This window comes from Pseudoflavonifractor sp. An176 (genome assembly GCF_002160435.1).
Lineage (GTDB): Bacteria > Bacillota > Clostridia > Oscillospirales > Oscillospiraceae > Enterenecus > Enterenecus faecium.
Window position 1 is genome coordinate 38,473 of the sequence record NZ_NFKO01000004.1, and the last position, 23,036, is coordinate 61,508.

Annotated in this window: 24 protein-coding genes; 6 read left to right on the forward strand and 18 right to left on the reverse strand. The window is 62.0% G+C overall.

The genetic code is table 11. From position 1 onward, the window contains the following. The 3 genes from B5F12_RS03630 to lexA all read right to left on the reverse strand — a co-directional run bounded on the left by B5F12_RS03630 (position 1) and on the right by lexA (position 2,976). Positions 1-1,248, reverse strand: a complete 1,248-nt coding sequence (locus tag B5F12_RS03630; RefSeq protein ID WP_087230446.1) for a glutamate-5-semialdehyde dehydrogenase — start codon at positions 1,246-1,248, stop codon at positions 1-3. Further along, positions 1,245-2,024 carry a glutamate 5-kinase gene (gene proB, locus B5F12_RS03635; protein WP_087230449.1) on the reverse strand — a complete coding sequence of 260 codons (780 nt, stop codon included), beginning with the start codon at positions 2,022-2,024 and terminating at the stop codon, positions 1,245-1,247. The genes B5F12_RS03630 and proB overlap by 4 nt, the downstream gene beginning before the upstream one ends. A gap of 352 nt (positions 2,025-2,376) precedes the next feature. Continuing rightward, a complete protein-coding gene (lexA, locus tag B5F12_RS03640; protein ID WP_087230453.1) occupies positions 2,377-2,976 on the reverse strand; it encodes a transcriptional repressor LexA in 600 nt (199 codons plus the stop codon). A gap of 178 nt (positions 2,977-3,154) precedes the next feature. On the opposite strand from lexA, the gene recJ reads away from it, so the two are divergent. From recJ to B5F12_RS03670, 6 genes are all read left to right on the forward strand, one after another. Next, positions 3,155-5,227 carry a single-stranded-DNA-specific exonuclease RecJ gene (gene recJ / locus B5F12_RS03645; protein WP_087230456.1) on the forward strand — a complete coding sequence of 691 codons (2,073 nt, stop codon included), beginning with the start codon at positions 3,155-3,157 and terminating at the stop codon, positions 5,225-5,227. 138 nt (positions 5,228-5,365) lie between these two features. Beyond that, positions 5,366-7,609 carry a bifunctional (p)ppGpp synthetase/guanosine-3',5'-bis(diphosphate) 3'-pyrophosphohydrolase gene (locus tag B5F12_RS03650; RefSeq protein WP_087230459.1) on the forward strand — a complete coding sequence of 748 codons (2,244 nt, stop codon included), beginning with the start codon at positions 5,366-5,368 and terminating at the stop codon, positions 7,607-7,609. A gap of 295 nt (positions 7,610-7,904) precedes the next feature. Continuing rightward, positions 7,905-9,122: an ATP-grasp domain-containing protein gene (locus B5F12_RS03655; protein WP_087230462.1), complete on the forward strand. Its 1,218-nt coding sequence runs from the start codon at positions 7,905-7,907 to the stop codon at positions 9,120-9,122. A 14-nt stretch (positions 9,123-9,136) separates the two neighbouring features. Then, positions 9,137-9,841: an amino acid racemase gene (locus tag B5F12_RS03660; RefSeq protein ID WP_087230465.1), complete on the forward strand. Its 705-nt coding sequence runs from the start codon at positions 9,137-9,139 to the stop codon at positions 9,839-9,841. Between the two features lie 139 nt (positions 9,842-9,980). Further along, entirely contained in the window at positions 9,981-12,350 is a 2,370-nt protein-coding gene (gene argB / locus B5F12_RS03665) for an acetylglutamate kinase (RefSeq protein WP_087230468.1), read from the forward strand. Between the two features lie 728 nt (positions 12,351-13,078). Further along, positions 13,079-14,527: a UDP-N-acetylmuramoyl-L-alanyl-D-glutamate--2,6-diaminopimelate ligase gene (locus B5F12_RS03670; protein WP_087230471.1), complete on the forward strand. Its 1,449-nt coding sequence runs from the start codon at positions 13,079-13,081 to the stop codon at positions 14,525-14,527. A gap of 73 nt (positions 14,528-14,600) precedes the next feature. Here the strand turns inward: B5F12_RS03670 and B5F12_RS03675 are convergent, their stop codons facing one another. The 15 genes from B5F12_RS03675 to rpsE form a co-directional block, all read right to left on the reverse strand. Continuing rightward, a complete protein-coding gene (locus tag B5F12_RS03675; protein WP_087230474.1) occupies positions 14,601-15,314 on the reverse strand; it encodes a hypothetical protein in 714 nt (237 codons plus the stop codon). Between the two features lie 170 nt (positions 15,315-15,484). Beyond that, a complete protein-coding gene (gene rplQ / locus B5F12_RS03680; protein WP_087230477.1) occupies positions 15,485-15,826 on the reverse strand; it encodes a 50S ribosomal protein L17 in 342 nt (113 codons plus the stop codon). Between the two features lie 164 nt (positions 15,827-15,990). Then, on the reverse strand, positions 15,991-16,938 hold the full coding sequence (locus tag B5F12_RS03685; RefSeq protein WP_087230480.1) for a DNA-directed RNA polymerase subunit alpha: 948 nt from the start codon (positions 16,936-16,938) through the stop codon (positions 15,991-15,993). Positions 16,939-17,011: 73 nt separating this feature from the next. Further along, complete coding sequence (gene rpsD / locus B5F12_RS03690; RefSeq protein ID WP_087230483.1) at positions 17,012-17,611, reverse strand: 30S ribosomal protein S4; 600 nt, start codon at positions 17,609-17,611, stop codon at positions 17,012-17,014. A 21-nt stretch (positions 17,612-17,632) separates the two neighbouring features. After that, on the reverse strand, positions 17,633-18,028 hold the full coding sequence (gene rpsK / locus B5F12_RS03695; RefSeq protein WP_087230488.1) for a 30S ribosomal protein S11: 396 nt from the start codon (positions 18,026-18,028) through the stop codon (positions 17,633-17,635). A 15-nt stretch (positions 18,029-18,043) separates the two neighbouring features. Beyond that, positions 18,044-18,412 (reverse strand): 30S ribosomal protein S13, encoded by a 369-nt coding sequence (gene rpsM, locus B5F12_RS03700; protein ID WP_087230492.1) that lies wholly within the window; start codon positions 18,410-18,412, stop codon positions 18,044-18,046. Between the two features lie 18 nt (positions 18,413-18,430). Further along, complete coding sequence (gene rpmJ, locus B5F12_RS03705) at positions 18,431-18,544, reverse strand: 50S ribosomal protein L36 (RefSeq protein ID WP_006573428.1); 114 nt, start codon at positions 18,542-18,544, stop codon at positions 18,431-18,433. An 81-nt stretch (positions 18,545-18,625) separates the two neighbouring features. Continuing rightward, complete coding sequence (gene infA, locus B5F12_RS03710) at positions 18,626-18,844, reverse strand: translation initiation factor IF-1 (protein ID WP_087230495.1); 219 nt, start codon at positions 18,842-18,844, stop codon at positions 18,626-18,628. Between the two features lie 4 nt (positions 18,845-18,848). Beyond that, complete coding sequence (locus B5F12_RS03715) at positions 18,849-19,121, reverse strand: KOW domain-containing RNA-binding protein (RefSeq protein ID WP_087230498.1); 273 nt, start codon at positions 19,119-19,121, stop codon at positions 18,849-18,851. 1 nt (position 19,122) lies between these two features. After that, on the reverse strand, positions 19,123-19,881 hold the full coding sequence (gene map, locus B5F12_RS03720; protein WP_087230749.1) for a type I methionyl aminopeptidase: 759 nt from the start codon (positions 19,879-19,881) through the stop codon (positions 19,123-19,125). Positions 19,882-19,890: 9 nt separating this feature from the next. Continuing rightward, positions 19,891-20,523 (reverse strand): adenylate kinase, encoded by a 633-nt coding sequence (locus B5F12_RS03725; RefSeq protein WP_087230746.1) that lies wholly within the window; start codon positions 20,521-20,523, stop codon positions 19,891-19,893. An 18-nt stretch (positions 20,524-20,541) separates the two neighbouring features. Continuing rightward, complete coding sequence (secY, locus tag B5F12_RS03730; protein WP_087230501.1) at positions 20,542-21,873, reverse strand: preprotein translocase subunit SecY; 1,332 nt, start codon at positions 21,871-21,873, stop codon at positions 20,542-20,544. A 1-nt stretch (position 21,874) separates the two neighbouring features. After that, positions 21,875-22,315 carry a 50S ribosomal protein L15 gene (rplO, locus tag B5F12_RS03735; RefSeq protein WP_087230504.1) on the reverse strand — a complete coding sequence of 147 codons (441 nt, stop codon included), beginning with the start codon at positions 22,313-22,315 and terminating at the stop codon, positions 21,875-21,877. 13 nt (positions 22,316-22,328) lie between these two features. Then, positions 22,329-22,511, reverse strand: a complete 183-nt coding sequence (gene rpmD / locus B5F12_RS03740; RefSeq protein WP_087230507.1) for a 50S ribosomal protein L30 — start codon at positions 22,509-22,511, stop codon at positions 22,329-22,331. 14 nt (positions 22,512-22,525) lie between these two features. Next, a complete protein-coding gene (gene rpsE / locus B5F12_RS03745; protein WP_087230510.1) occupies positions 22,526-23,026 on the reverse strand; it encodes a 30S ribosomal protein S5 in 501 nt (166 codons plus the stop codon). Between the last annotated feature and the right edge of the window lie 10 nt (positions 23,027-23,036).

The following is a 23,036-nucleotide window of genomic DNA, read 5'->3' on the forward strand; positions in this document are numbered from 1 at the left end:
TCACCTAGTCTGTCCGTCTCCCCGGACGATGTACTTATAGGTGCACAGCTCGCCCAGGCCCATGGGGCCACGGGCGTGGAGGCGCTGGGTGGAGATGCCCATCTCACAGCCCAGGCCGAACTGGCCTCCGTCGGTGAATCGGGTGGAGGCGTTCCAGTACACCGAGGAGCTGTCCACCTGGGTGGTAAAGGCACGGGCGGCGGCCTCGTCGGCGGTGATGATGGCCTCACTGTGGCCGGTGGAGTGGGCGTTGATGTGGTCGATGGCCTCACTTACGCTGTCCACCACCCCCACGGCCAGGATGTAGTCCAGAAACTCCGTGTCAAAGTCCTGGTCTCCCGCCGGGGTGCCGGGGATGATGGCGGCGGCCCGAGGGTCCAGCCGCAGCTGCACCGGGTTGGCCTGCCGCCCTTTTACCAGTCTGGCATAGACCATGGGCAGGAACTGCTCGGCCACTTCTCGATGCACCAGGCACACCTCGCAGGCATTGCACACGGAGGGGCGGGAGCACTTGGCATTCTCCAAAATATCCAGGGCCATATTCAAATCCGCCGCTTGGTCCACATACACATGGCAGATGCCGGTGCCCGTCTGGATGACGGGGACGGTGGCCTGCTCCACACAGGCCCGGATGAGCCCCGCTCCGCCCCGGGGAATGAGCAGGTCCACCAGGCCGTTGGCCTGCATCAGCTCCGTGGACGAGGCCCGGGTGGTGTCTTCCACCAGCACCACGCTGTCTCCCGGCAGCCCCGCCTGCTCCAGTCCCGCTTGCAGGGCCGCCACAATGGCGGCGGCGGACTGGTGGGCCTCCTTGCCGCAGCGCAGCACGCAGGCGGACCCGGCCTTGAGGGCCAGGGCGGCGGCGTCCGAGGTGACGTTGGGGCGGCTCTCATAGATGATGGCGATGACACCCATGGGGCTGGCGGTCTTTTCAATGACCAGGCCGTTGGGCCGCTCTTCCCGGCGCAGCACCTGACCCACCGGGTCGGGCAGCTGGGCCACTTCCCGCATGCCTGTGGCCATGTCCTGAATGCGCTGGGGGGTGAGGAGGAGGCGGTCCAGCATCACCGGGGCGATGGTGCCCTTGGCCCGCTCCATGTCCTGGGCGTTGGCGGCCAGAATGTCCGCCTCATGAGCCTCCAGCTGGTCTGCCATACACAGCAGAGCCTGGTTTTTCTCCTCCGTGGTGGCCGCTGCCACCTGTTTTTTGGCCGCCTTGGCGCGGCGCAGCAGTTCCTGGGTGGTCATACGTGTTCCTCCTTTTGGGCGCAGAATCGGGTGCCCACCGGCTTTCCCTCCACCAGATCATACAGCAGCTCCGGGTGCTCGCCGTGGGAGATAACCATGTCGCAGCCCTGCTCCATGACCATCTGGGCCGCCCGCAGCTTGGTGGCCATGCCGCCGGTGCCCAGGGTGGTGCCCGCTCCTCCGGCCAGGGCCAGTATTTCCGGGGAAATATGGTCCACTCGGTCGATGAGTTGGGCATTGGGGTCTTTATGGGGGTCGGCGGTGTACAGCCCTTGGATATCACTGAGCAGTACCAGCACGTCCGCATGGATGCAGCAGGCCACCACCGCCCCCAAGGTGTCGTTGTCGCCCACCTTGATCTCGGCGGTGGCTACGGTGTCGTTTTCATTGATGACGGGGAGCACCCCCAGCTCCAGCAGCCGCTCCAGGGTATTCTGGAAGTTCTCTCTCCGGTCCGGGTGGTCGATGTCCTCCCCGGTGAGGAGGATTTGGGCCACGGTGTGGTTGTACATGGCAAAGAGCCGGTCGTAGGTGTACATCAGCTCACACTGGCCCACCGCCGCGGCGGCCTGCTTGGTGGGCATATCCTGGGGCTTGCCGGGCAGGTTGAGCTTGCCCACCCCCATGCCGATGGCGCCGGAGGAGACCAAAATGGTCTCGTGTCCTGCATTCTTCAAGTCAGACAGCACCTTCACCAGCTGCTCCACATGGCGGATGTTCAACAGGCCCGTGGGGTGTGCCAGGGTGGAAGTGCCGATTTTCACCACAATTCTCATAACATGTCCTCTCGCTTTAGTGTGTTAGATTGGAGTTATCATACCACGGGGGGCAAAAAAAAGAAAGCCCCTTTTGAAGGGGCTTTCGGGACTGGTTCGTGGACAACTATGGAATGAAGAATGAATAGTGAATAATGAATAATTATGGTGTGCCGCTGGGGCGGCACGGATTTCATTAAAAGGGCGTAGGGGAGGGGCTTGCCCCTCCCGAATTTCTCAGGGCAACGCCAAGGAATCGGCGGGCCGGGCAAGCCCGGCCCCTACCACTTCTACCGATGTCCACCGTATGTCCTAGGGTGTACAAACAGCCTCCAGGGCCTGCATTCTGCATTCTTCATTTTTCATTCTTCATTTAATAGCGCCGAACCACCGCCACCACCCGGCCCAGAATGGAGCACCCCTCCCCGTCAATGGGCTGGTACTCTCCGCTGGAGTTCTCCGGGTACAGCCAAACATGGCCATTTTCCCGGCGGAAGGTCTTCACCGTGGCCTCGTCCTCAAACAAAGCCACCACAATGTCCCCGGGGTTCACCTCCGGCTGCTGGTGCACCACCACCAGATCGCCGGGGAGAATCCCCGCCTCGATCATGGACTCCCCCCGCACCCGCAGGGCAAAGTGCTCCCCCACCCGGCCCCCGGTGTCAAAGGTCAGGTAGTCCTCAATGCACTCCTCGGCCAGAATGGGGCTGCCGGCGGCCACCGAGCCCACCAGAGGCACCTGGTCCCGGCGGTTGTGGCAGCCGTCGGTGATGGTGATGGCCCGGGTCTTCCCCTCCGCCTGGCTGATGAGCCCCGCCTCCCGCAGGCCCTTCAAATGAAAGTGCACCGTGGAGGGGGACTTGAGCCCCACATGCTGGGCAATCTCCCGCACCGAGGGAGGGTATCCGTTCTCCTGGGCGAAGGACAAAATGTAGTCGTAAATCTCCTGCTGCTTGTGGGTCAATTTACTCATATGGCCCCGCCCCTTTCTCGCACATTCCGTTATTTTTTTCATTGTACCATGTCCCCGCCACGATGTCAAACATTTGTTCCATTTCGTCCGGTTTCCAGGGATTTCCCCCGGGAGCGGTTGAAATAAGCCGGATGTTTTGCTATAATAAAAGATAATTTTTCTTAAGGAATGGGACCCTATGAAGTATGATCGGTGGAATCTCCGCCCCAGCGGCCCAGCCGGGTCCAGGGCGGAGCTGGAACGGGCAGGGTTACCCCCCTTGTGCGCCGCCGTTTTGTGTGCCCGGGGGGTGGACACCGCCCCAGCGGCCTCGGCCTTTTTGGCCCACGGCCCCGACCTGCTCCACGACCCCTTTCTCCTCCAAGACATGGAGAAGGCCGTGGAGCGCATTTCCCGGGCCATCCGGGAGCAAGAGACCGTCGCCGTCTACGGCGACTACGACGTGGACGGCATCACCGCCACCTGTCTGCTCACTCAGTTTCTCCGCACGCTGGGTGGCCAGGTGGTCAGCTACATCCCAGACCGTACCGAAGAAGGGTACGGCCTGAACAACCACGCCATTGACGCCCTGGCCCGCCAGGGGGTCACCTTGATTGTCACGGTGGACTGCGGCATCACCGCCGCCCAGGAGGTGGAGTACGCCCGGGCCCTGGGGGTGGACGTGGTCATCACCGACCACCACCAGTGCAAGGAGGTCCTGCCCCAGGCCGTGGCCGTGGTGGATCCCCGCCGCCCCGACTGCTCCTACCCCTTCCCCGATCTGGCGGGTGTGGGGGTCGCGTTGAAGCTGGCCCTGGCCCTCACCGCCCCGGCCCAGCGCCCCCAGGTGCTGCTGGACTACAGCGAGCTGGCCGCCATCGGCACGGTGGCGGACGTGATGCTCCTGCAAGGAGAAAACCGGGCCCTGGTGCACCTGGGGCTGGAACGGCTGGCCGACTGCTCCCGCCCCGGCCTCCAGGCCCTGCTGCGGGAGGCGGGCTGTCCCCGGGGACAAGTGCCCACCACCGTCACCATCGGCTATGGCCTGGCCCCCCGCATCAACGCCGCCGGGCGCATGGAGCAGGCGGGCACCGCCCTGGAGCTGCTGCTCACCCAGGACCCCCAGCGGGGGCAGGAGCTGGCCCAGGAGCTGTGCCAGCTCAACCGCCTGCGTCAGGCCATTGAATTGGAGATTTTCCAGCACTGCGACCAGCTGCTGACCCACACCCCAGCCCTGTCTGCCCCGGTGATTGTGCTGGCGGGGGAGGGCTGGCACCAGGGAGTCATCGGCATTGTGGCCTCCCGGCTGGCGGAGAAATACGCCTGCCCCGCCTTTATGATCAGCCTGGACGGGGACAAGGGCAAGGGCTCTTGCCGCTCCTTCGGCGGCTTCAACCTGTTCGGCGCCCTGGAGCGCTGCGCCCCCCTACTGGACAGCTACGGCGGCCACGAGCTGGCGGCGGGCTTCTCCATCCGTCGGGACAACATCCCCGCCTTCCGGGCCGCCCTGTGTCAGCTGGTGGAGGAGTTTGCCGGACACCAGCCCATGGAGTCCTCCCTGGACGTGGACTGTGAGATTCCCCACTGTTCCCTGCTGTCCACCCAGGACGTGGAGTCTCTGTCCCTGCTGGAGCCCTTCGGCTCGGGCAACCCCAAGCCGGTGTTTCTGCTGCGCTCGGTGTGTGTACTCTCCCACACGGATGTGGGGGGCGGCCGCCACCTGAAATTGAGGCTGCGCCGGGACGGAGTGGTCATGGACGCCATCTTCTTTTCCGCCAACACCGCCGCCTGCGGCATTGAAAACGGCCAGCGGCTGGATATCGCCTTTACGTTACAGATCAATCAGTTCCGGGGCAACCGCACGGTGCAATTGCAGCTGTGCGACCTGCGCCCCGCCCCCACCCGCTCCCAGCTGGAGCGCTCCCTGTTCCGTCGGCTCCAGGCCGGGGAGACCCTGTCCCCCTGGGAGGCGTCTCTGATGCTCCCCCAGCGCCGGGACTTTGCCCACCTGTGGCGGTATTTGGAGCAGCTGTGCGCCGCCGGGCCCGCCCAGGCCCCCATGGACCAGCTGCTGCGCCAAGTCACCCGCAGCTTTTCCGGCCACCGCTCCTACGGCAAGGCCCTGGTGTGCCTGCACGTGATGGATGAGCGGGGGCTCATCCAGGTGGCGGTGCAAAACCAGCAGGCCACGGTGCGGCTGTGCCGCCCCCGGGAGAAGGTGGACTTGGAGCAGGCGGGCATGATGCGCCAGCTCCGCCACGATTTGGGATAAATCCGCCCCCATTTTCTGTATATTCCCCATGTTATGGTATGACCCTGGACCAGATTGGTCCAGACTATGGAGAGAGAGTTTTGTGTGGGCCCGGCCCACGCCCGTGTCCGTTGCCCGGACGCCCGAGGAGGTATGACCATGGAATCCATCGAAACACGCTACCAGGCTCTGGAGCAACAGGTGCTTCAGCGCAACCCCAACGCCGATGTGAAGCGGCTGCGCACTGCCTTTGACTACGCCAACGCCCACCACGGCACCCAGCTGCGCAAGAGCGGAGAGCCCTACATCACCCACCCCCTGGCGGTGGCGGAGATTGTCAACGAGCTGGACCTGGATTTGGACTCCATCATCGCCGCCCTGCTCCACGACTGCATTGAGGACACCGACGCCTCCCACGACGACATTGCCAAACTCTTTGGCTCCACGGTGGCGGACCTGGTGGAGGGGGTCACCAAGCTGACCCGGATGCAGTACACCTCCAAGGAAGAGGAGCAGATGGAGAACCTGCGCAAGATGTTCATGGCCATGGCCCAGGACGTGCGGGTCATCCTCATCAAGCTGTGCGACCGCCTGCACAACATGCGCACCCTCCAGTACCAGTCGGAGAAGAAGCAGCGGGAGAAGGCTCTGGAGACCATGGAGATCTACGCCCCCATCGCCCACCGCTTAGGTATGCAGCGCATCAAGTGGGAGCTGGAGGACATCTCCCTGCGCTACCTGGACCCCATCGGCTATGAGGAAGTGGAGCAGGAGCTGGAGAGCATCACCACCCGCAACGCCCAGTTCTTCTCCAACATCCAGCAGCAGCTGGAGGAGCGGCTGGCCGCCGACGGCATCCAGTGCAAGGTGTACGGCCGGGTCAAGCACATCTACTCCCTGTACCGGAAGATGTACACACAGAACAAAAATTTCAAGGAAATTTTTGATTTATATGCCTTCCGCGTCATTGTCCCAGACATCCCCAGCTGCTATAATGTGCTGGGCTCCATCCACGACATGTATAACCCGGTGCTGGGCCGATTCAAAGACTACATCGGCACCCCCAAGCCCAACGGCTATCAGTCCCTGCACACCACTGTCATCGGCCGGGACGGCATCCCCTTCGAGGTGCAAATCCGCACCTGGGAGATGCACCAGACCGCCGAGTACGGCGTGGCCGCCCACTGGAAGTACAAGCAGGGGCTGGCCAACGACAAGCTGGGCAGTGAGAAGGAGTTTGAGTGGGTGCGCAAGCTGCTGGAGAGCCAGCAGGACACCGACGCCGAGGAGTTTGTCAGCACCTTGAAGGTGGATATGTTCGCCGACGAGGTGTTCGTGTTCACCCCCAACGGAGACGTGAAGAGCCTGCCCGCCGGGGCCACCCCCATCGACTTTGCCTACTCCATCCACTCCGCCGTGGGCAACTCCATGACGGGCGCCCGGGTCAATGGGCGCATTGTCACCTATGACACCCCCCTGAAAAACGGGGACATTGTGGAGATCATCACCTCCAAGGCCGCCCGTGGCCCCAGCCGGGACTGGATGAAGATCTGCAAATCCAACGAGGCGCGAAACAAAATCCGCCAGTGGTTCAAAAAGGAGCGCCGGGAGGAGAACATCGCCACCGGACGGGCCGCCTTTGAGACCGAGCTGAAACACATGGGCCTGACCATGGCCTCCATCACCACCACCCCCGAGGTCACCGACGCTCTGCTGCGGCGGCTGCGCTACGGGTCCCTGGATGAGGTATACGCCGCCATCGGCTACGGCGGCATGTCCGCCCAGAAGGCGGTGGCCCGCATCAAGGAGGAGTTGCAGCGCATCATTCGGGACGACCAGCACAAGGCGGAGCAGAAGGTGCTCCAGGCCTCTCTGGCCAAGGGAGATACCATCTTCCCCGCCGCTGCCAAGGTGTCCACCCCCACAGGCCAAAAGCCCCGCCACTCCTCCAACGGCATTCTGGTGGAGGGGCTGGACAACTGCACCGTCAAGTTCTCCAAGTGCTGCACCCCCGTCCCTGGAGACCCGGTGGTGGGCTTTATCACCCGGGGCTATGGCGTGTCCATCCACCGCAAGGACTGCCCCAACGCCGACCCCCTGCGCCGCAAGCCGGAGGAGGCAGGCCGCTGGGTGGCCGTGTCCTGGGTGGAGGGCGATCAGATCAACTACCGCACCTCCCTGGAGATCTCCGCCAAGGACCGGGACGGCCTGGCCCTGGACGTGGCCATGGCCCTGTCCACCCAGAAGGTGAAGGTGAACAACCTCTCCGCCCGCTCCCAGCCCGACGGCTACGCCACCATCTTCCTGGAGCTGTCGGTGAAGGACCGCAACGAGCTCACCGGAGTCATCAATAAGCTGTCCCAGATTCAGGGCGTGTTCTTAGTACAGAGAGCCAACGGATAAAAATAATGAAGAACGAAGAATGAAAAATGAAGAATGCAGGCCCTCCAGCTTGGTTGTTCCTCCTAAGGCATTGGGTGGACATCGGTAGAAGGGGTAGGGGCCGGGCTTGCCCGGCCCGCCGGTTTCTTGGTGTTGCCCTGAGGAATTCGGGAGGGGCAAGCCCCTCCCCTACGCCCTTCCAATAACATCCGTGCCGCACGGCGGCACACCATAATTATTCATTCTTCATTATTCACTATTCATTTATTTCCTCCATCGCATTGATTTGAAATATATAGTAAGGAGTCCTATTCCCATGGAAACCTGTTCCTTCCAGCCCCTGCTCTTCGGCGGGGACATCAACGTATACAGCGTGGCCCGGGCCTTCCACGAGGCCTATGGGGTGAAGAGCATTGCCTTCGGCAAGTTCGCCGCCACCTTCCCCTGCGCCTTCTCCTCCATCATCGACTACCGCCCCTGCCTGGAGAATGAAGACGCCGACGCCTTTTTGAAAAACGTCACCGACGTGGCCCGGGAAGTACACCCCAAGACGGTGCTGGTCATCGGCTGCGGCGACAGCTATGTGAAGCTGGCCGCCCACCTAAAAGACAAGTTCCCCGAAAACGTCAAGTGCAACTACATCTCCGGGGAAATGCTGGACCAGCTCACCGACAAAGAGCAGTTCTACGCCCTGTGCGACCGCTACGGCATCGACCACCCCACCACCTTTGTCTACTCCAAAGAGATGGGCCACGACTTCCAGCCCCCCTTCGGCGCCCCCTACATCGCCAAGCCCGCCGACGGCGTGGCCTACTGGGCCACCGGACACCGGGAGCTGAAGAAGGTGTACCTGTGCGACACCTGGGAGGACCTGCTGGCCGCCCTGGACGAGGTGTACGCCGCCGGGTATCCGGGCAAAATGATTCTCCAGGAGTTCATTCCCGGGGACGACACCTACATGCGGGTGCTGACCAACTACTCCGACCAGCACGGTAAGGTCAAGCTCATGTGCCTGGGCCACGTGCTGCTGGAGGAGCACTCCCCCCACGGCATCGGCAACCATGCCGTCATCATCACCGAGCACCAGCAGGAGCTGTGCGATAAGATTCGGGGCATGCTGGAGGACCTGGGGTACGTGGGCTTCTCCAACTTCGACATCAAGTACGACCAGCGGGACGGCAAGTACAAGGCCTTTGAGATCAACTGCCGCCAGGGCCGCTCCAACTACTACGTCACCGGGTCGGGGCACAACATCGCCACCTACCTGGTAGGCGATCTCATCGAGGGCAAGGACCTGCCCCTCACCGTGGTGAAAAACCAGAGCCTGTGGCGGATGATCCCCCGGTGTCTGGCCTATGAGTTCATCCCCAAGAACTATCACCCCCAGATGAAGGCTCTCATTCGGGCCGGGGCCGACCACCACTCCATGGAGTACCGCCCCGACTACACCCTGGGCCGAGTGCTGCGGGTGTGGAAAAACCACATCGGCAACATCCACCGCTTCCGCCAGTACTGCAAAAAGCCCCAGAATTAAGGGAGATTCCAAATATGACTGAACAAAAGCTGGGCATTTTGGGGGGCATGGGCCCCCAGGCCACCCAGGTCTTCTATCAATATGTGCTGGACCGCACCGAGGCCAGCTGTGACCAGGAGCACCTGCCCACTCTCATCCTGTCCGACACCAAAATGCCCGACCGCACCGCCGCCATCCTTTCCGGGCACACCCAAGCCCTGTATGAGCGGCTCCTTCGGGACGCCAAGCTGCTGGAGGACTGCGGCTGCACCGCCATCGCCATCCCCTGCAACACCTCCCACTACTTTGTGGACAAGCTGCAAGGGGAGCTTCACACCCCCATTCTCCACATGATTCGGGAGACTGCCGCCGCCATCTACGCCCAGGGCCGACGCCGTCCCGCCATTCTGGCCACCGACGGCACCATCCAGTCCGGGCTGTACCAGGCCGCCTGCGCCCAGTATGGGCTGGAGGCTGTGGCCCCGGATGCCGCCATTCAGGCCCTGGTGATGTCCATTATCTACGACGAGATCAAGCAGGGAGAGCGGGGCAGCCGGGAGAAGTTCGCCGCCATCGACAAGGCCATGCGTCAGGCCGGGTGTGACTGCGCCATTCTGGCCTGCACCGAGCTGTCCGTGTTCCGCACCTACCACAACTTGCCCCCCTTCTACGTGGACGCCATGGAGGTGTTGGCGGAGACTGCCGTCACCCGCTGCGGCTACCAGCTGCGTACCATTTGACCTTTTTTCTCCCGCTCTGGTGTAGGGGAGGGGCTTGCCCCTCCCGAAGCAGGATTGCACCAGACCATGGGCGGGAGGGGCAAGCCCCTCCCCTACGGGTGTTTTCCTGCGTCTTTCATCTGAAATCGAGGTGTCTACCATGAATTTGACCATGTACCGCCTGGAGGACTACTGTCACCTCCTCACCACCAAAAACCTCCTGGCCGCCCCTCTGCCCGCAGGGCTGGACCTCTCCCGCACCGTGGAGCTGGTGTCCTACGACTCCAAAAATGTCGTCCCCGGCACCCTGTTTCTCTGTAAGGGCGCCCACTTCCGCCCCGAGTACCTGCAGCAGGCCGCCGACCGGGGCGCTTTCGCCTATGTCAGTGAGACCCCCTACCCGGAGGTGGACCTGCCCTGCATCCATGTCACCGACATGCGCCAGGTCATCGCCCCCTTTGCGGTGCTGTACTACAATGACCCCTCTCGGCTGCTAAACGTCATCGGCATCACCGGAACCAAGGGCAAGTCCTCCACCACCTACTACCTCAAGTATATCCTGGACGAGTATCTGTCCAGCCGGAAGGTGCGCTGCGGGGTCATCTCCTCCATTGACACCTACGACGGCGTGGAGGAGTTTGAGTCTCACCTCACCACCCCCGAGCCTCTGGAGCTGCAAAAGCACTTCGCCAACGCACTCTGCTCCGGGCTGGGCTATCTCACCATGGAGGTGTCCTCCCAGGCTCTCAAGTACCACCGCACCCTGGGCACCCGGTTTGCCGCCGCCTGTTTTTTGAACATCGGCACCGACCACATCTCCCCCATCGAGCACCCCGACTTTGAGGACTACTTCCAGTCCAAGCTGAAGATCTTCGCCCAGGCGGAGGTGTCCTGCGTCAACCTGGACTGTGACCACGCCGACCGGGTGGAAGAAGCCGCCCGTCGGGACTGCCGCCGGGTGGTCACCTTCTCCCGCACCAACCCCAAGGCGGACGTGTACGGCTCCCACATCCGCAAGCGGGGCAACGACATCATCTTCCGGGTCACCATCGCCGGGGGCCAGTCCCGGGAGTTCCAGCTGACCATGCCGGGCCTCTTCAACACCGAGAACGCCCTGGCCGCCATCGCCGTGTGCCACGCCCTGGGCATCCCCCAGCAGTGCATCTATGTGGGCCTCATGAAGGCCCGGGTGCCCGGCCGCATGGAGGTGTACACCAACGCCAACGACCACATCACCGCCATTGTGGACTACGCCCACAACCGCATGAGCTTTGAGACTCTGTTCAAATCCGTGCTGGAGGAGTATCCCGGGCGGCGCATTGTCACCGTGTTCGGCTGTCCCGGCAAAAAGGCCCTGGACCGCCGGAGGGACTTGGGCGAGGTGTCCGGCAAATACTCCGACCTGGTGGTGCTCACTGAGGAGGACTCGGGCGAGGAGGACACCGTGTCCATCTGCCAGGAGATCGCCACCCATGTGGCCCAGCAGGGCTGCGCCTATGAGATTCAGCCCAACCGTGGCGAGGCCATCCGTCAGGCCATTCTGGGCTGCGACAAGCCCACCGTGATCCTCATCACGGGCAAGGGGGCCGAGACCCGGCAGAAGCGGGGCCTGGAGTACATCGACACCCCCTCGGACGTGGACTACTCCAAGACCTTCCTGCAAGAATATGACGTGATTCACGGCCTGGACGGCCTGGAGAAGGTGCGCTCCATCTCCTCCGTCCTCCCCGCCCTGAAAGAAATGGCGGGTCAGACCGTGGTGGTGAAGTACGGCGGCTCCGCCCTGGGCCCTGACGGGGCGGTGGACTCCATCCTCCAGGATGTAGCCACCCTGCAAATGGCGGGCCTGCGGGTGGTGCTGGTCCACGGCGGCGGCAAGAACATCACCGCCCTGCTGGAGCGGCTCAATGTCCCCACCCACTTTGAAAACGGCTACCGGGTCACCGACGAGGCCGCCCTGGGGGTGGCGGAGATGGCCCTGTCCGCCCAGGTGAACAAGTCCATTGTCTCCGCCCTCAATGACCTGGACGTGTCCGCGGTGGGTGTGTCCGGCAAGGACGGCCACCTCATCACCGCCCAGTGCAAGAACCCCGCCCTGGGCCGGGTGGGTCAGATCACCCAGGTGGACACCCGCCTGCTGGAGACCCTGCTGGGGGCTGGCTTCCTCCCCGTGGTCTCCCCCATCGCTGGCGGCGACGGGGCCGGGTACAACTGCAACGCCGACGACGCCGCCCAGGCCATCGCCGAGGCCCTTCACGCCCACCGTCTGGTGTTCCTCACCGACGTGGGAGGCATTCTCATTGACAGCCACAACACCAAGACCGCCGTGGCCCACATGGACGCCCAGCGGGCCCGTGAGCTCATGGACGCCGGACTCATCGCCGGGGGCATGGTGCCCAAGGTCCAGGGCTGTCTCCACGCCCTGGAGAGTGGCGTGGGCGAGGTGTCCATCCTGGACGGACACTGTGAGCACGTGCTGCTGCTGGATGTGCTGCACCAGCGGGTGTCCGGCACCATTCTCACTCCTTAAAAACCAAACAAAAAACCGACCGGAGAGGCAGAAATCTTCTGCTTCTCCGGTTTTTGTTTGTCTTGATTTTCACCATTTCCCTGGTAGAATCCTGCGTCCCTGGCAGGGACGCTCCGCTGGGGTCTATTTTTGACCGGGCAAAAATAGACGAAAAACCCGCTTAGGGCGTTCCCCCCTAAGGACCTCCCTGGGGTACGAGGCTGGCCCTGCGGTGGTTCTCAGGCCGGGCCGAAAAGCAAGTACCATACCAAGGGAGTAAAAAGCTCTGATTTTCTCTATTACTGCCGGGATAGTGCACGTTTCTCCAGGTTTCGGCCCTTTCTGGTCCCCCCGGCCCACGGCGGCCGGGAATCGGCCGCACACCGCCAAACTTGAGGCCCTGGCAAGAGAAACGGAATCTATCAGCGGAGTAGGTATATCCCAGAGAGGCTATACGCCATCTATGTGACCTCTCCAGGTCCAGGGCCGACTACGGCCCCACCGCACAAAACAAAATAAAATCATTGGGGTTTCAAAAGGGGCGGGCCCCTTTTGTGGCTTTTCGTCCATTTTGGCCAGTCAAAATGGACCCCAGCGGAGCGTCCCCCAGGCTGGCAAGCCTGAGACTAGGCCGTTTAGAAGAACAAGTCTGCCTAACGGCAGACAACTCCCCTTCTTTGAGCGTGGGAACCACGCCCATCAACCCTGCATAGACTGGGTCAAAATCTCTCATCCAGAGGTGTTGACCCATGAAACTTGCCCCTTTGCTGGCCGTGCTCGGCCACTCCTGTGACCAGGATGTGGACATTTCCTCCCTCTCCTGCGACTCCCGCACCGTCACCCCCGGCGCCCTCTTCGTGGCCATTCCCGGCGAACACGCCGACGGCACCCAGTACATCGCCCAGGCCGTGGACCGGGGGGCCGCCGCCGTGGTCTCCCCGGTGTCCCTGCCCTGCTCCGTCCCCCTCTTTGTGGTGGAAGAGCCCCGGGACGCCCTGGCCCACCTGGCCGCCGCCTTTTATGGCCACCCCGCCAAGAGCCTGACTCTCATCGGCATCACCGGCACCAAGGGCAAGACCACCACCGCCCACATGGTGCGGGACATTCTTCTAGCTGCCGGGCACACAGCGGGGATGATCGGAACCATGGGGGCATACATAGGCCGGGACAAGTGGGCCGACTGCCCCAACACCACCCCGGCCCCCCTGCTCCTCCACCAACTTCTGAGTGATATGGTGGCCCAGGGGTGCACCCACGTGGTGATGGAGGTGTCCTCCCAGGCCATGAAGCACCACCGGGTGGCGGGGCTCACCTTCGCCGCCGGGGTCTTCCTCAATCTCTCCCCCGACCACATCGGCCCCGGAGAACACGCCGACTACACCGAGTACGCCGCCTGCAAGGCCGCCTTCTTCGCCCAGTGCGCCGGAGCGGTGGGCAATGGAGAGGACATGGCCTGGCCCCAGATGGCCGCTCAGCTGCCCCCAGAGGCCCCGGTGGCCACCTTCGGGTTCTCCCCCACCTGCGACGTGCAAGGGGTCACGGTGGCCCCCATAGAGGCTCCCAGTGCCCTGGGCAGCCGCTTCACGGTGGCGGGCTGTGACACCCCCTATACCATCCCCCTCCCCGGGCGGCACCACGTCCAGGACGCCCTGGCGGCGGTGGCGGTGTGTCGCCAGCTGGGGCTGGCGGAAGAGGCCATCCGCCAGGGGCTGGAGGAGGCCGCCGTGCCCGGGCGGGCCCAGGTATTCCCCAACCACCGGGGAATTCGGGTGGTGGTGGACTACGCCCATAACGCCGCCAGCTTCCGGGCCATTTTGAGCTGCCTCCACTGCTACCCCCACGGGAACATCATTGTGGTGTTTGGGGCCGGGGGCAACCGTCCCCCCATGCGGCGGCTGGACATGGCCCAAGTGGCGGCGGAACTGGCAGACTGCGCCATCGTCACCACCGACAACCCCCGGTGGGAGCCGGTGGAGGACATCTGCCGCTCCATCACCCAGGCCCTGGGCCGTCAAATCCCCTGGGAGGTGATCTACGACCGGAGAGAGGCCATTTTCCGGGCCCTGGACCTGGCCCAGCCCGGAGATATGGTGGCCCTGCTGGGCAAGGGCCACGAAGGGTACATTGAGACCTGTGGGCTGCGCCTGCCCTTCTCCGAGTGGGGGGTGCTGGAGGAATACTTCCACAAAAACCTCTAAGAGGTGTGGAAGTTTCGCAGGAAAACAGCGGCGGGTGGAGTTCTTCCACCCGCCGCTTATCTGTCTCGCTTCGTCAATATCCAAAGTTGCTGTAGTCGATCATGGCCAGATCAATGGAGTTAAAGTCGTCCTGAGAGGGGGTCCAGATGTTCCCGTCGTCCTCAATCTGCACGGTGAAGGTCTCCGCCTCCCCGTTTCCGGTGTTGGGCAGCTCCTTCTCCAACAGGTCCACGATCTTCTCGGCGTACACCGCGTCGATCTCCTGGTACTCCTCCTCGCTGAGGGCCTCCAGCTGCTCCTGGGTGGTGATGCCCCGGTCCGCCAGAATCTGCTCGAAGATTTTCTCGAAGTCGTCCGAGGTCACCTTGGTCATGAGGTCAATGGGGCGCACCGTCACCTCCACGGCGTAGTTGCCGCTGTCCAGCTTGGTGGCAGCCCCCACGGTGTAGTCGCTGTGGCTGTAAATCTCCTTGTACAGCTCAGTCAACCGCTGGGTGATCTCCTCGGTGGGGTAGTCAATGAGGCCAATGCCGCTTTCAAAGAACTCCACTTCCACCTGGATGCCCTCTTCGTACTGCTGTTGGGCCTCCTCCTCGGACAGCTCCATCTCGGTCTGATAGTCCTTGTTGAGCTTGCCCAGGTATGTCAGGTCCAAATAGCCCTGGACATAGCCCTCCATGCGGCTCTTCTCGCTGCCCAGGTTCAGGCTGATGCTGCCGCAGGCGGTGAGAGACAGGGCCAGTACCGCTGCCCCGGCCATGGCCACCAATTTTCTACGCTTTTTCATGATGACGCCCCCTTTTCTTCCCAATTCTCACAACAGAAGGCGGAGAAATCCGTCCTCTTTTTGTCAGTATAGCACAAAATCGCCCCCTTGTACAGATGCAAAAAAGCCTGGGCCCACGAGAACTCGTGAGTCCAGGCTCTTTTTGTTCTAATACGGTAGCCCGTATTCCATTACACCAGCTGGATGATGGCCATCTCGGCGGCGTCGCCGCGACGGGGACCCATCTTCAGCACACGGGTGTAACCGCCATTGCGGTCGGCGTACTTGGGGCCGATCTCGTCGAAGAGCTTCTTAGCCACATCCTCCTTGGTGATGTAGCTGAGCACCTGACGGTAAGAAGCCAGGTTGTTCTTCTTAGCCAGGGTGATCATCTTCTCGGCAATGGGGGCGACCTCCTTAGCGCGGGCGTAGGTGGTCTTGATCTGACCATTCTCCAGCAGGTAGGTGGTCATGGCGCGCAGCATGGCGCGGCGCTGATCGCTGGTCTTACCCAGCTTACGGTTCTGAGCCATTTTTAACACTCCTCCGACCTCGCGTTGCGAGATCTCATTCAAATTCGTTCTGGCACCCGGATGGGGGACACTTGCGTGTGGGTGAGGAGGAACGTTACATACCCTCTACCCTGCCTGAAGTGGGCCCCCACGGGTTGCCCCGTGGGGATTGCACACACTATTAATTAGTTCTCTTCACTAGCGAGAGACAGACCCATCATCGCCAGCTTGTTGATGACCTCTTCCAGGGACTTGCGGCCCAGGTTCCGCACCTTCATCATCTCGTCCTCGGTCTTGGAGATCAAGTCCTCCACGGTGTTGATGTTGGCGCGCTTGAGGCAGTTGAAGGAACGGACGGACAGGTCCAGCTCCTCGATGGTCAGCTCCAGCACCTTATCGCGCTGGGTCTCAGCCTTCTCCACCACGGTGGACTTGGAGCCCATGGTCTCAGAGAGATCGGTGAAGAGGGTGAAGTGGTCCAGCAGGATGCGGGCGCCCAGGGACACGGCGTCCCGGGCGGAAATGGTGCCGTTGGTCCAGACCTCCAGGGTCAGCTTGTCGTAGTCGGTGGCGTCTCCCACGCGGGTGTTCTCCACGGTGTAGTTGACCTTGCGCACAGGGGTGTACACAGAGTCCACGGGAATGACGCCGATGACCGTCTGAGCATTCTTGTTCCGGTCGGCGGTGACGTAGCCACGGCCCTGGGACAAGGTCAGCTCCATGTTCAGAGTGGCATCGGGGCCCAGAGTGGCGATGTGATGCTCAGGGTTGAGAATCTCCACATCGCTGTCGGCCTTGATGTCACCAGCCGTCACGACCCCCTCACCGGAGGCCTCGATATAGACGGTTTTGACCCCTTCGCTGTACAGCTTGGCAATGATGCCCTTGATGTTCAGAACGATCTGGGTCACGTCCTCCTTCACCCCGGGGATGGTGGAGAACTCGTGCTGGACGCCGGCGATTTTCACCGTGGTCACTGCGGTGCCGGGCAGAGAGGACAGAAGGATGCGGCGCAGGGAGTTGCCAATGGTGGTGCCGTAGCCCCGCTCCAGAGGCTCTACGACATACTTGCCGTAGGTCTCCTCACCCACGTTCTCGATGCACTCAATGCGCGGCTTCTGAATTTCTACCATATCGTGAATACCCTCCTTTTACTGTGGCGTAGCTTCCAAAACGGTTGCGAACTGCTTGAGTTGAGGGTGACGATTACTTGGAGTACAACTCCACGATCAGGTTGACAGCGACCTCGAAGTCGATATCCTCACGGGTGGGCATGGCCACGACCTTGCCCTGGAGAGGAGCGTTCTTGGTCTTCTCCAGCCAGGCGGGAGCGGCCACGAACTTATCCTCCTCCACCAGCTTCTTGAACTTGGCGGAAGAACGGCTCTTCTCGCACACGGCGATCTCCTCGCCCACCTTCACCAGGTAGGAGGGGATGTTCACGCGCTTGCCGTTGACGGTGAAATGGCCGTGGTTGACCAGCTGACGGGCCTCGCGGCGGGTGCTGGCCAGACCCAGACGGTACACCACGTTGTCCAGGCGGCGCTCCAGCAGGGTCATCAGCTCGTCGCCGGTGTTGCCCTTCATGCGAGCGGCCTTCTCGTAGTAGGAACGGAACTGCTTCTCCAGCACGCCGTAGATGAACTTCACCTTCTGCTTCTCAGTCAGCTGCAGAGCGTACTCGCTCTTCTTGCTGCGGCGCTGGGGGCCGGGGTTCCGGTTGGACTCCTTATTCACGCCCATGGTGGCGGGAGAGATGCCCAGGGTTCTGCAACGCTTCAGATAGGGCTGCATATTCTTAGCCATATTGCTTTTCCTCCTTCCAGATTACACGCGGCGGCGCTTGGGGGGACGGCAGCCGTTGTGGGGCACGGGGGTCACGTCCTTGATCAGGGTGACTTCCAGGCCCACGGCCTGCAGAGCCCGGATGGCGGCCTCACGGCCCTGGCCGGGACCCTTGACGTACACCTCAACGCTCTTGAGGCCGCACTGCTCGATGGCAGCGTTGGCGGCAGTCTCAGCAGCGGTCTGGGCGGCGAAGGGGGTGGACTTACGAGAGCCACGGAAGCCCATCTCGCCGGAGGAAGCCCAGGACAGGGCGTTGCCCTGCATGTCGGTCACAGTAACCATGGTGTTGTTGAAGGAGGAACGGATGTGCACCTGACCCTTCTCCACGTTCTTGCGCTCACGACGGCGCTTGATCACTTTCTTAGCAGTAGCCATGTGTCTAATCCCTCCTTACTTCTTCTTGTTCGCCACAGTGCGCTTGGGACCCTTGCGGGTACGAGCGTTGGTCTTGGAACGCTGGCCGCGGACGGGCAAGCCCTTGCGGTGACGGACACCACGGTAGCAGCCGATCTCGGTCAGACGCTTGATGTCCATAGCCACATTACGGCGCAGGTCGCCCTCCACCACGTAGTCGTGGCTGATGATCTCACGCAGCTTGGCCTCATCGGCGTCGGTGAGGTCCTTCACGCGGGTATCAGGGTTAATGCCAGCCTTCTCCAGAATCTTGGTAGCGCTGGTACGGCCAATGCCGTAGATATAGGTGAGTCCGATCTCGACTCGCTTCTCCTTAGGCAGATCAATGCCTGCAATACGTGCCATATTCTCCTTGCCCCTCCTTTAACCTTGTCTCTGCTTGTGCTTGGGGTTTTCACAAATGACCATTACTTTGCCCTTGCGCTTGATGATCTTGCACTTCTCGCACATGGGCTTGACAGACGGTCTTACTTTCATATCGGTTAACCTCCTGTGAATGCCTGATGGCCCCGAGTTGGGCGGAGGCAAGGCCCCGGCCCTTCTCGGTCGTGTTATCTCTTACTTGCTTCGCCAGGTGATGCGACCCCTGGTCAGGTCGTAGGGCGACATCTGTACGGTGACCTTGTCGCCGGGCAGGATGCGGATGAAGTTCATGCGCAGCTTGCCGGAAATGTGGGCCAGGATGATGTGTCCGTTCCCGATGTCCACATTGAAAGTCGTATTGGGCAGGGCCTCGGTGACGACGCCCTCCAGCTCGATCATATCGTCCTTCGCCAAAGCTTCATACCTCCATTTCGTCCCGGATGGCCGCCAACGCCGCCCGCAGCTCGCGGTTGCGGACAGGTTCGCCGGCCCGGACTTTTTCGATGGTTGGGTGGTGAAACTCTCCCACGCACTGGACGTGCTTGACGTTTTTGCGCTTGGGGTTCTCCACCCGCCGCCGCTTCCCATCTGCCAGCAGCACGAAGCTGCCATCCACGGCCAGGACACAGAACAGCTGGTCCTTGTCGTGGCCGCTGAGGGAGCGCACGATTTGGGCTTGTTGGAAACTCATGTCACATCTCTCCGCATTGGGTGAGAATCTCGACCTCTCCGTCGGTGATGAGTACGGTGTTTTCGTAATGGGCCGCCAGAGAGCCGTCCACCGTCACGGTGGTCCAGCCGTCCTTGAGCACCTTTACCTGCCAGTCACCGGCACACACCATGGGCTCCACGGCAATGGTCATGCCGGGTTGGAGCCGGGGGCCGTGGCCAGCGGGACCGTAGTTGGGCACCTCGGGGGCCTCGTGGAGTTTCGCGCCCACACCGTGGCCAACGAAGTCGCGAACGACCGAGTAGCCGAAGCTCTCCACATACTTCTGAACGGCATGGGAGATGTCGGACACTCGTTGGCCGGCCTTGGCGTGCTTCATGCCTTCCCAGAAGCTCTGCTGGGTGACCTCGATGAGGCGCGCTGCCTCTTCGGAGATCTTCCCGCAGGGATAGGTGGCAGCACAGTCGCCGTGGAAACCATCGATGCAGGCACCCACGTCTACGCTGACGATGTCACCCTCTTTCAGCACCACCTTCTTGGAAGGGATGCCGTGGATGACCACGTCGTTGACCGAGATGCAGGCAGATCCGGAGAATCCGCCGTAGCCCAGGAAGGAAGGTTTCGCTCCCTGGCTCTCGATGAACTTGCGTACCGCGGTATCAATGTCTAAGGTCGTCACGCCGGGGGCCACCATCCGCCCGGCCAGCTCTCTGGCCTGGGCGGCGATGCGGCCCGCGCGGCGCATTGCGTCCAGCTCTCTGGACGACTTGAGCGTAATCAGCTCCATCGTTTAGATCCCCAGAGCCTTCTCGATGACCTCAGTGGTGGCCTCGATGCTGGACTGATTGTCCACAGAGCAGAGCAGATTCCGCTCAGCATAGAACGCCTTGAGAGGCTCGGTCTCGGCATGATAGACCTCCAGGCGGTGCTGGACGGTCTCGGGCTTGTCGTCGTCCCGCAGCTCCAGGGTGCCGCCACACTTGTCGCACACGCCCTCCACCTTGGAAGGAGCGTTGACCACGTGGTAGGTGGCGCCGCAGGAAGCGCAGAAGCGGCGGCCGCTCATGCGCTTCTTGATCTCCTCGTCGGAGATCTCGATGGACAGGACGTGGTCGAACACCACGCCGGCCTGCTCCAGAGCCTCAGCCTGGGCGATGGTGCGGGGCACGCCGTCCAGAATGTAACCCTTAGAGCAGTCATCTTGGGCCAAGCGCTCAGCCACGATGCCGATGATGACCTGGTCGGGGACCAGTTTCCCGGCGTCCATGTAGCTCTTGGCCTCCAATCCCACGGGGGTGCCGTTCTTCACGGCAGAGCGCAGGATGTTACCAGTGGAAATGGTGGGGATACCCAGCTTCTCGCTCAAGATAGCGGCCTGAGTACCCTTACCGGCGCCAGGGGCGCCCAGCATAATCAGCTTCATCTCGTTCACCTTCTCCAATTACTCCAGGAAACCCTTGTAGTGGCGCATCATCAGCTGAGCCTCCAGAACCTTCACGGTCTCCAGGGCGACGCCCACCACGATGATGATGGAAGTACCGCCGATGGCCAGGCTGTTGCCAGCGGAGCTGCCAAAGGCCAGCATGATGTTACCGGTGATGGCGGGCAGCAGGGCTACCACAGCCAGGTAGATGGCGCCGAACATGGTCAGGCGATTGATGACGCGGGCCAAGAAGTCAGCGGTGGGCTTGCCGGGACGGAAGCCGGGCACGAAGCCGCCGTTCTTCTTGAGGTTGTTGGCGATCTCCACGGGGTTGAACTGAATGGTGTTGTAGAAGTAGCTGAACACGATGATCAGCAGGAAGTACACCACGCAATAGATCAGGCCGTTGGAGTCAAACACCTTCAGGAAGGTGTTCCAGCCAGAGCCCTCGGTCTGAGCAGAGGGCACGAACATGCCGATGGTGGCGGGGATGGAGGCGATGGCCTGAGCGAAGATGATGGGCATCACGCCGGACATATTCACCTTGATGGGAATATGGCTGGACTGACCGCCGTACATCTTGCGACCCACCACCCGCTTGGCGTACTGCACGGGCACGCGGCGCTCGGAGTTGGTGATGAACACGATGAACACCACCAGCAGCAGGATACCCACCAGAATCAGGGGGATGAACGCGGGGTGCAGGGAGGCGGTGGTGGCGGAGGTGGAGCCGGAGGCCCACACGCGCACGCCGTTGATCATGGAGGAGACCATGTGGGGTCCCCGGGCAATGATACCGCCGAACAGGATGATGGAAATACCATTGCCCACACCGAACTCGGTGATCTGCTCGCCCAGCCACATCAGGAAGGCGGAGCCGGCGGTGAAGGCAAAGATGATGACGAAAGCGGGCCACAGGCCGTCAGCCACCAGTTCGTAGTAGCTGATGAGCTTGTAGTAGCCAAAGGCCTGAAGCAGGGCGATGGCCACAGTGGCGTAACGGGTGATGGCGGCGATCTTCTTCTTGCCCTCCTCGCCCTCGTCCCGAGCCATCTTCTCCAGAGCGGGGATGGCGATGGTCAGCAGCTGCACAATGATGGAGCTGTTGATATAGGGCTGGATGGACAGAGCGAAGACGGTAGCCTGCGCAAAGGCGTCGCCGCTCATGACATTGAGCAGACCAAAGATACTGGAAGACTGAGAGGCCATGTAGGTCTTCAGAGATTCGGTATCAATGAAGGGGACGGGAATGGCAGAACCAATCCGGAAAATCAGCAGAGCAAAGATGGTAAACAGCAGCTTGTTGCGCAGCTCTTGCACCTTCCAGGCACTACGGATGGTCTGAATCATGTCAGATCACCTCCGCTGTACCGCCTGCCTTTTCGATCTTCTCTTTCGCGGAGGCGGAGAACGCGGAAGCACGCACGGTGAGCTTCTTGGTGATCTCGCCGTTGCCCAGCACCTTAACGCCGTACTCGCACTTGGAGAGGATGCCCTGCTCCAGCAGGTCGCAGGCGTTGACGGTGGCGCCATCCTCGAACTTGTTCAGAGCGGAGACATTGATGGTCTCCAGACGCTTGGCAAAAATGTTGTTAAAACCACGCTTGGGCAGACGACGAGCCAGAGGCATCTGGCCGCCCTCGAAGCCCACACGGACACCGCCGCCGGAACGAGCCCACTGACCCTTGTGTCCACGGCCGGCAGTCTTGCCGTTACCGGAACCGGGGCCGCGGCCCTTGCGCTTGCCCACCTGAGTGGAACCAGCGGCGGGAGAGAGAGTATGCAGATTCATGTTGGGCACCTCCTTAGGCGTTCTCGGTGACCTGGAGCAGGTAACCGATGGCGGCAATCTTGCCGCGGGTAGCAGCGTTGTCGGGCTGCACGGTCACATCGCCGATGTGACGCAGGCCCAGAGCCTCGGCAGTGGCCTTGTGCTTGGCCAGACGGCCGTTCAGGCTCTTGACGAGCTTGATTTCAATGTTAGCCATAGTCGTGAGCCTCCTTAACCGATGATTTCTTCCACGCTCTTGCCGCGGATACGAGCGACTTCAGCGGGGCTGCGCAGAGCCTTCAGGCCAGCCATGGTGGCAGCCACCACGTTCTGGGGGTTGTTGGTGCGCAGGCACTTGGCACGGATGTCGGACACACCCGCGGCCTCCATCACAGCACGCACGGGGCCGCCGGCGATGATACCGGTACCCTTGGAAGCGGGCTTGAGGAGCACGCGGCCAGCGCCGAACTCACCGATGACCTCGTGGGGAATGGTGGTGCCGGACAGGGTCACGGTCACCATGTTCTTCTTGGCATCCTCGATGCCCTTGCGGATGGCCTCGGCCACCTCAGCGGCCTTGCCCAGGCCGTAGCCGACCTTGCCCTTCTCGTCGCCCACAACAACCAGGGCGGAGAACTTGGCCACACGGCCGCCCTTGACGGTCTTGGAGACGCGGTTGAGGTACACAACCTTCTCTACGAACTCCTTGGGTTCTTTCTCAAAACGAGCCATACTTTCTTCC

Coding starts and splice junctions, on each gene's coding strand:
- B5F12_RS03630 (WP_087230446.1), bottom strand. CDS start 1,248: ATGACCACCCAGGAACTGCTGCGCCGCGCCAAGGCGGCCAAAAAACAG.
- proB (WP_087230449.1), bottom strand. CDS start 2,024: ATGAGAATTGTGGTGAAAATCGGCACTTCCACCCTGGCACACCCCACG.
- lexA (WP_087230453.1), bottom strand. CDS start 2,976: ATGAGTAAATTGACCCACAAGCAGCAGGAGATTTACGACTACATTTTG.
- recJ (WP_087230456.1), top strand. CDS start 3,155: ATGAAGTATGATCGGTGGAATCTCCGCCCCAGCGGCCCAGCCGGGTCC.
- B5F12_RS03650 (WP_087230459.1), top strand. CDS start 5,366: ATGGAATCCATCGAAACACGCTACCAGGCTCTGGAGCAACAGGTGCTT.
- B5F12_RS03655 (WP_087230462.1), top strand. CDS start 7,905: ATGGAAACCTGTTCCTTCCAGCCCCTGCTCTTCGGCGGGGACATCAAC.
- B5F12_RS03660 (WP_087230465.1), top strand. CDS start 9,137: ATGACTGAACAAAAGCTGGGCATTTTGGGGGGCATGGGCCCCCAGGCC.
- argB (WP_087230468.1), top strand. CDS start 9,981: ATGAATTTGACCATGTACCGCCTGGAGGACTACTGTCACCTCCTCACC.
- B5F12_RS03670 (WP_087230471.1), top strand. CDS start 13,079: ATGAAACTTGCCCCTTTGCTGGCCGTGCTCGGCCACTCCTGTGACCAG.
- B5F12_RS03675 (WP_087230474.1), bottom strand. CDS start 15,314: ATGAAAAAGCGTAGAAAATTGGTGGCCATGGCCGGGGCAGCGGTACTG.
- rplQ (WP_087230477.1), bottom strand. CDS start 15,826: ATGGCTCAGAACCGTAAGCTGGGTAAGACCAGCGATCAGCGCCGCGCC.
- B5F12_RS03685 (WP_087230480.1), bottom strand. CDS start 16,938: ATGGTAGAAATTCAGAAGCCGCGCATTGAGTGCATCGAGAACGTGGGT.
- rpsD (WP_087230483.1), bottom strand. CDS start 17,611: ATGGCTAAGAATATGCAGCCCTATCTGAAGCGTTGCAGAACCCTGGGC.
- rpsK (WP_087230488.1), bottom strand. CDS start 18,028: ATGGCTACTGCTAAGAAAGTGATCAAGCGCCGTCGTGAGCGCAAGAAC.
- rpsM (WP_087230492.1), bottom strand. CDS start 18,412: ATGGCACGTATTGCAGGCATTGATCTGCCTAAGGAGAAGCGAGTCGAG.
- rpmJ (WP_006573428.1), bottom strand. CDS start 18,544: ATGAAAGTAAGACCGTCTGTCAAGCCCATGTGCGAGAAGTGCAAGATC.
- B5F12_RS03715 (WP_087230498.1), bottom strand. CDS start 19,121: ATGAGTTTCCAACAAGCCCAAATCGTGCGCTCCCTCAGCGGCCACGAC.
- B5F12_RS03725 (WP_087230746.1), bottom strand. CDS start 20,523: ATGAAGCTGATTATGCTGGGCGCCCCTGGCGCCGGTAAGGGTACTCAG.
- secY (WP_087230501.1), bottom strand. CDS start 21,873: ATGATTCAGACCATCCGTAGTGCCTGGAAGGTGCAAGAGCTGCGCAAC.
- rplO (WP_087230504.1), bottom strand. CDS start 22,315: ATGAATCTGCATACTCTCTCTCCCGCCGCTGGTTCCACTCAGGTGGGC.
- rpmD (WP_087230507.1), bottom strand. CDS start 22,511: ATGGCTAACATTGAAATCAAGCTCGTCAAGAGCCTGAACGGCCGTCTG.
- rpsE (WP_087230510.1), bottom strand. CDS start 23,026: ATGGCTCGTTTTGAGAAAGAACCCAAGGAGTTCGTAGAGAAGGTTGTG.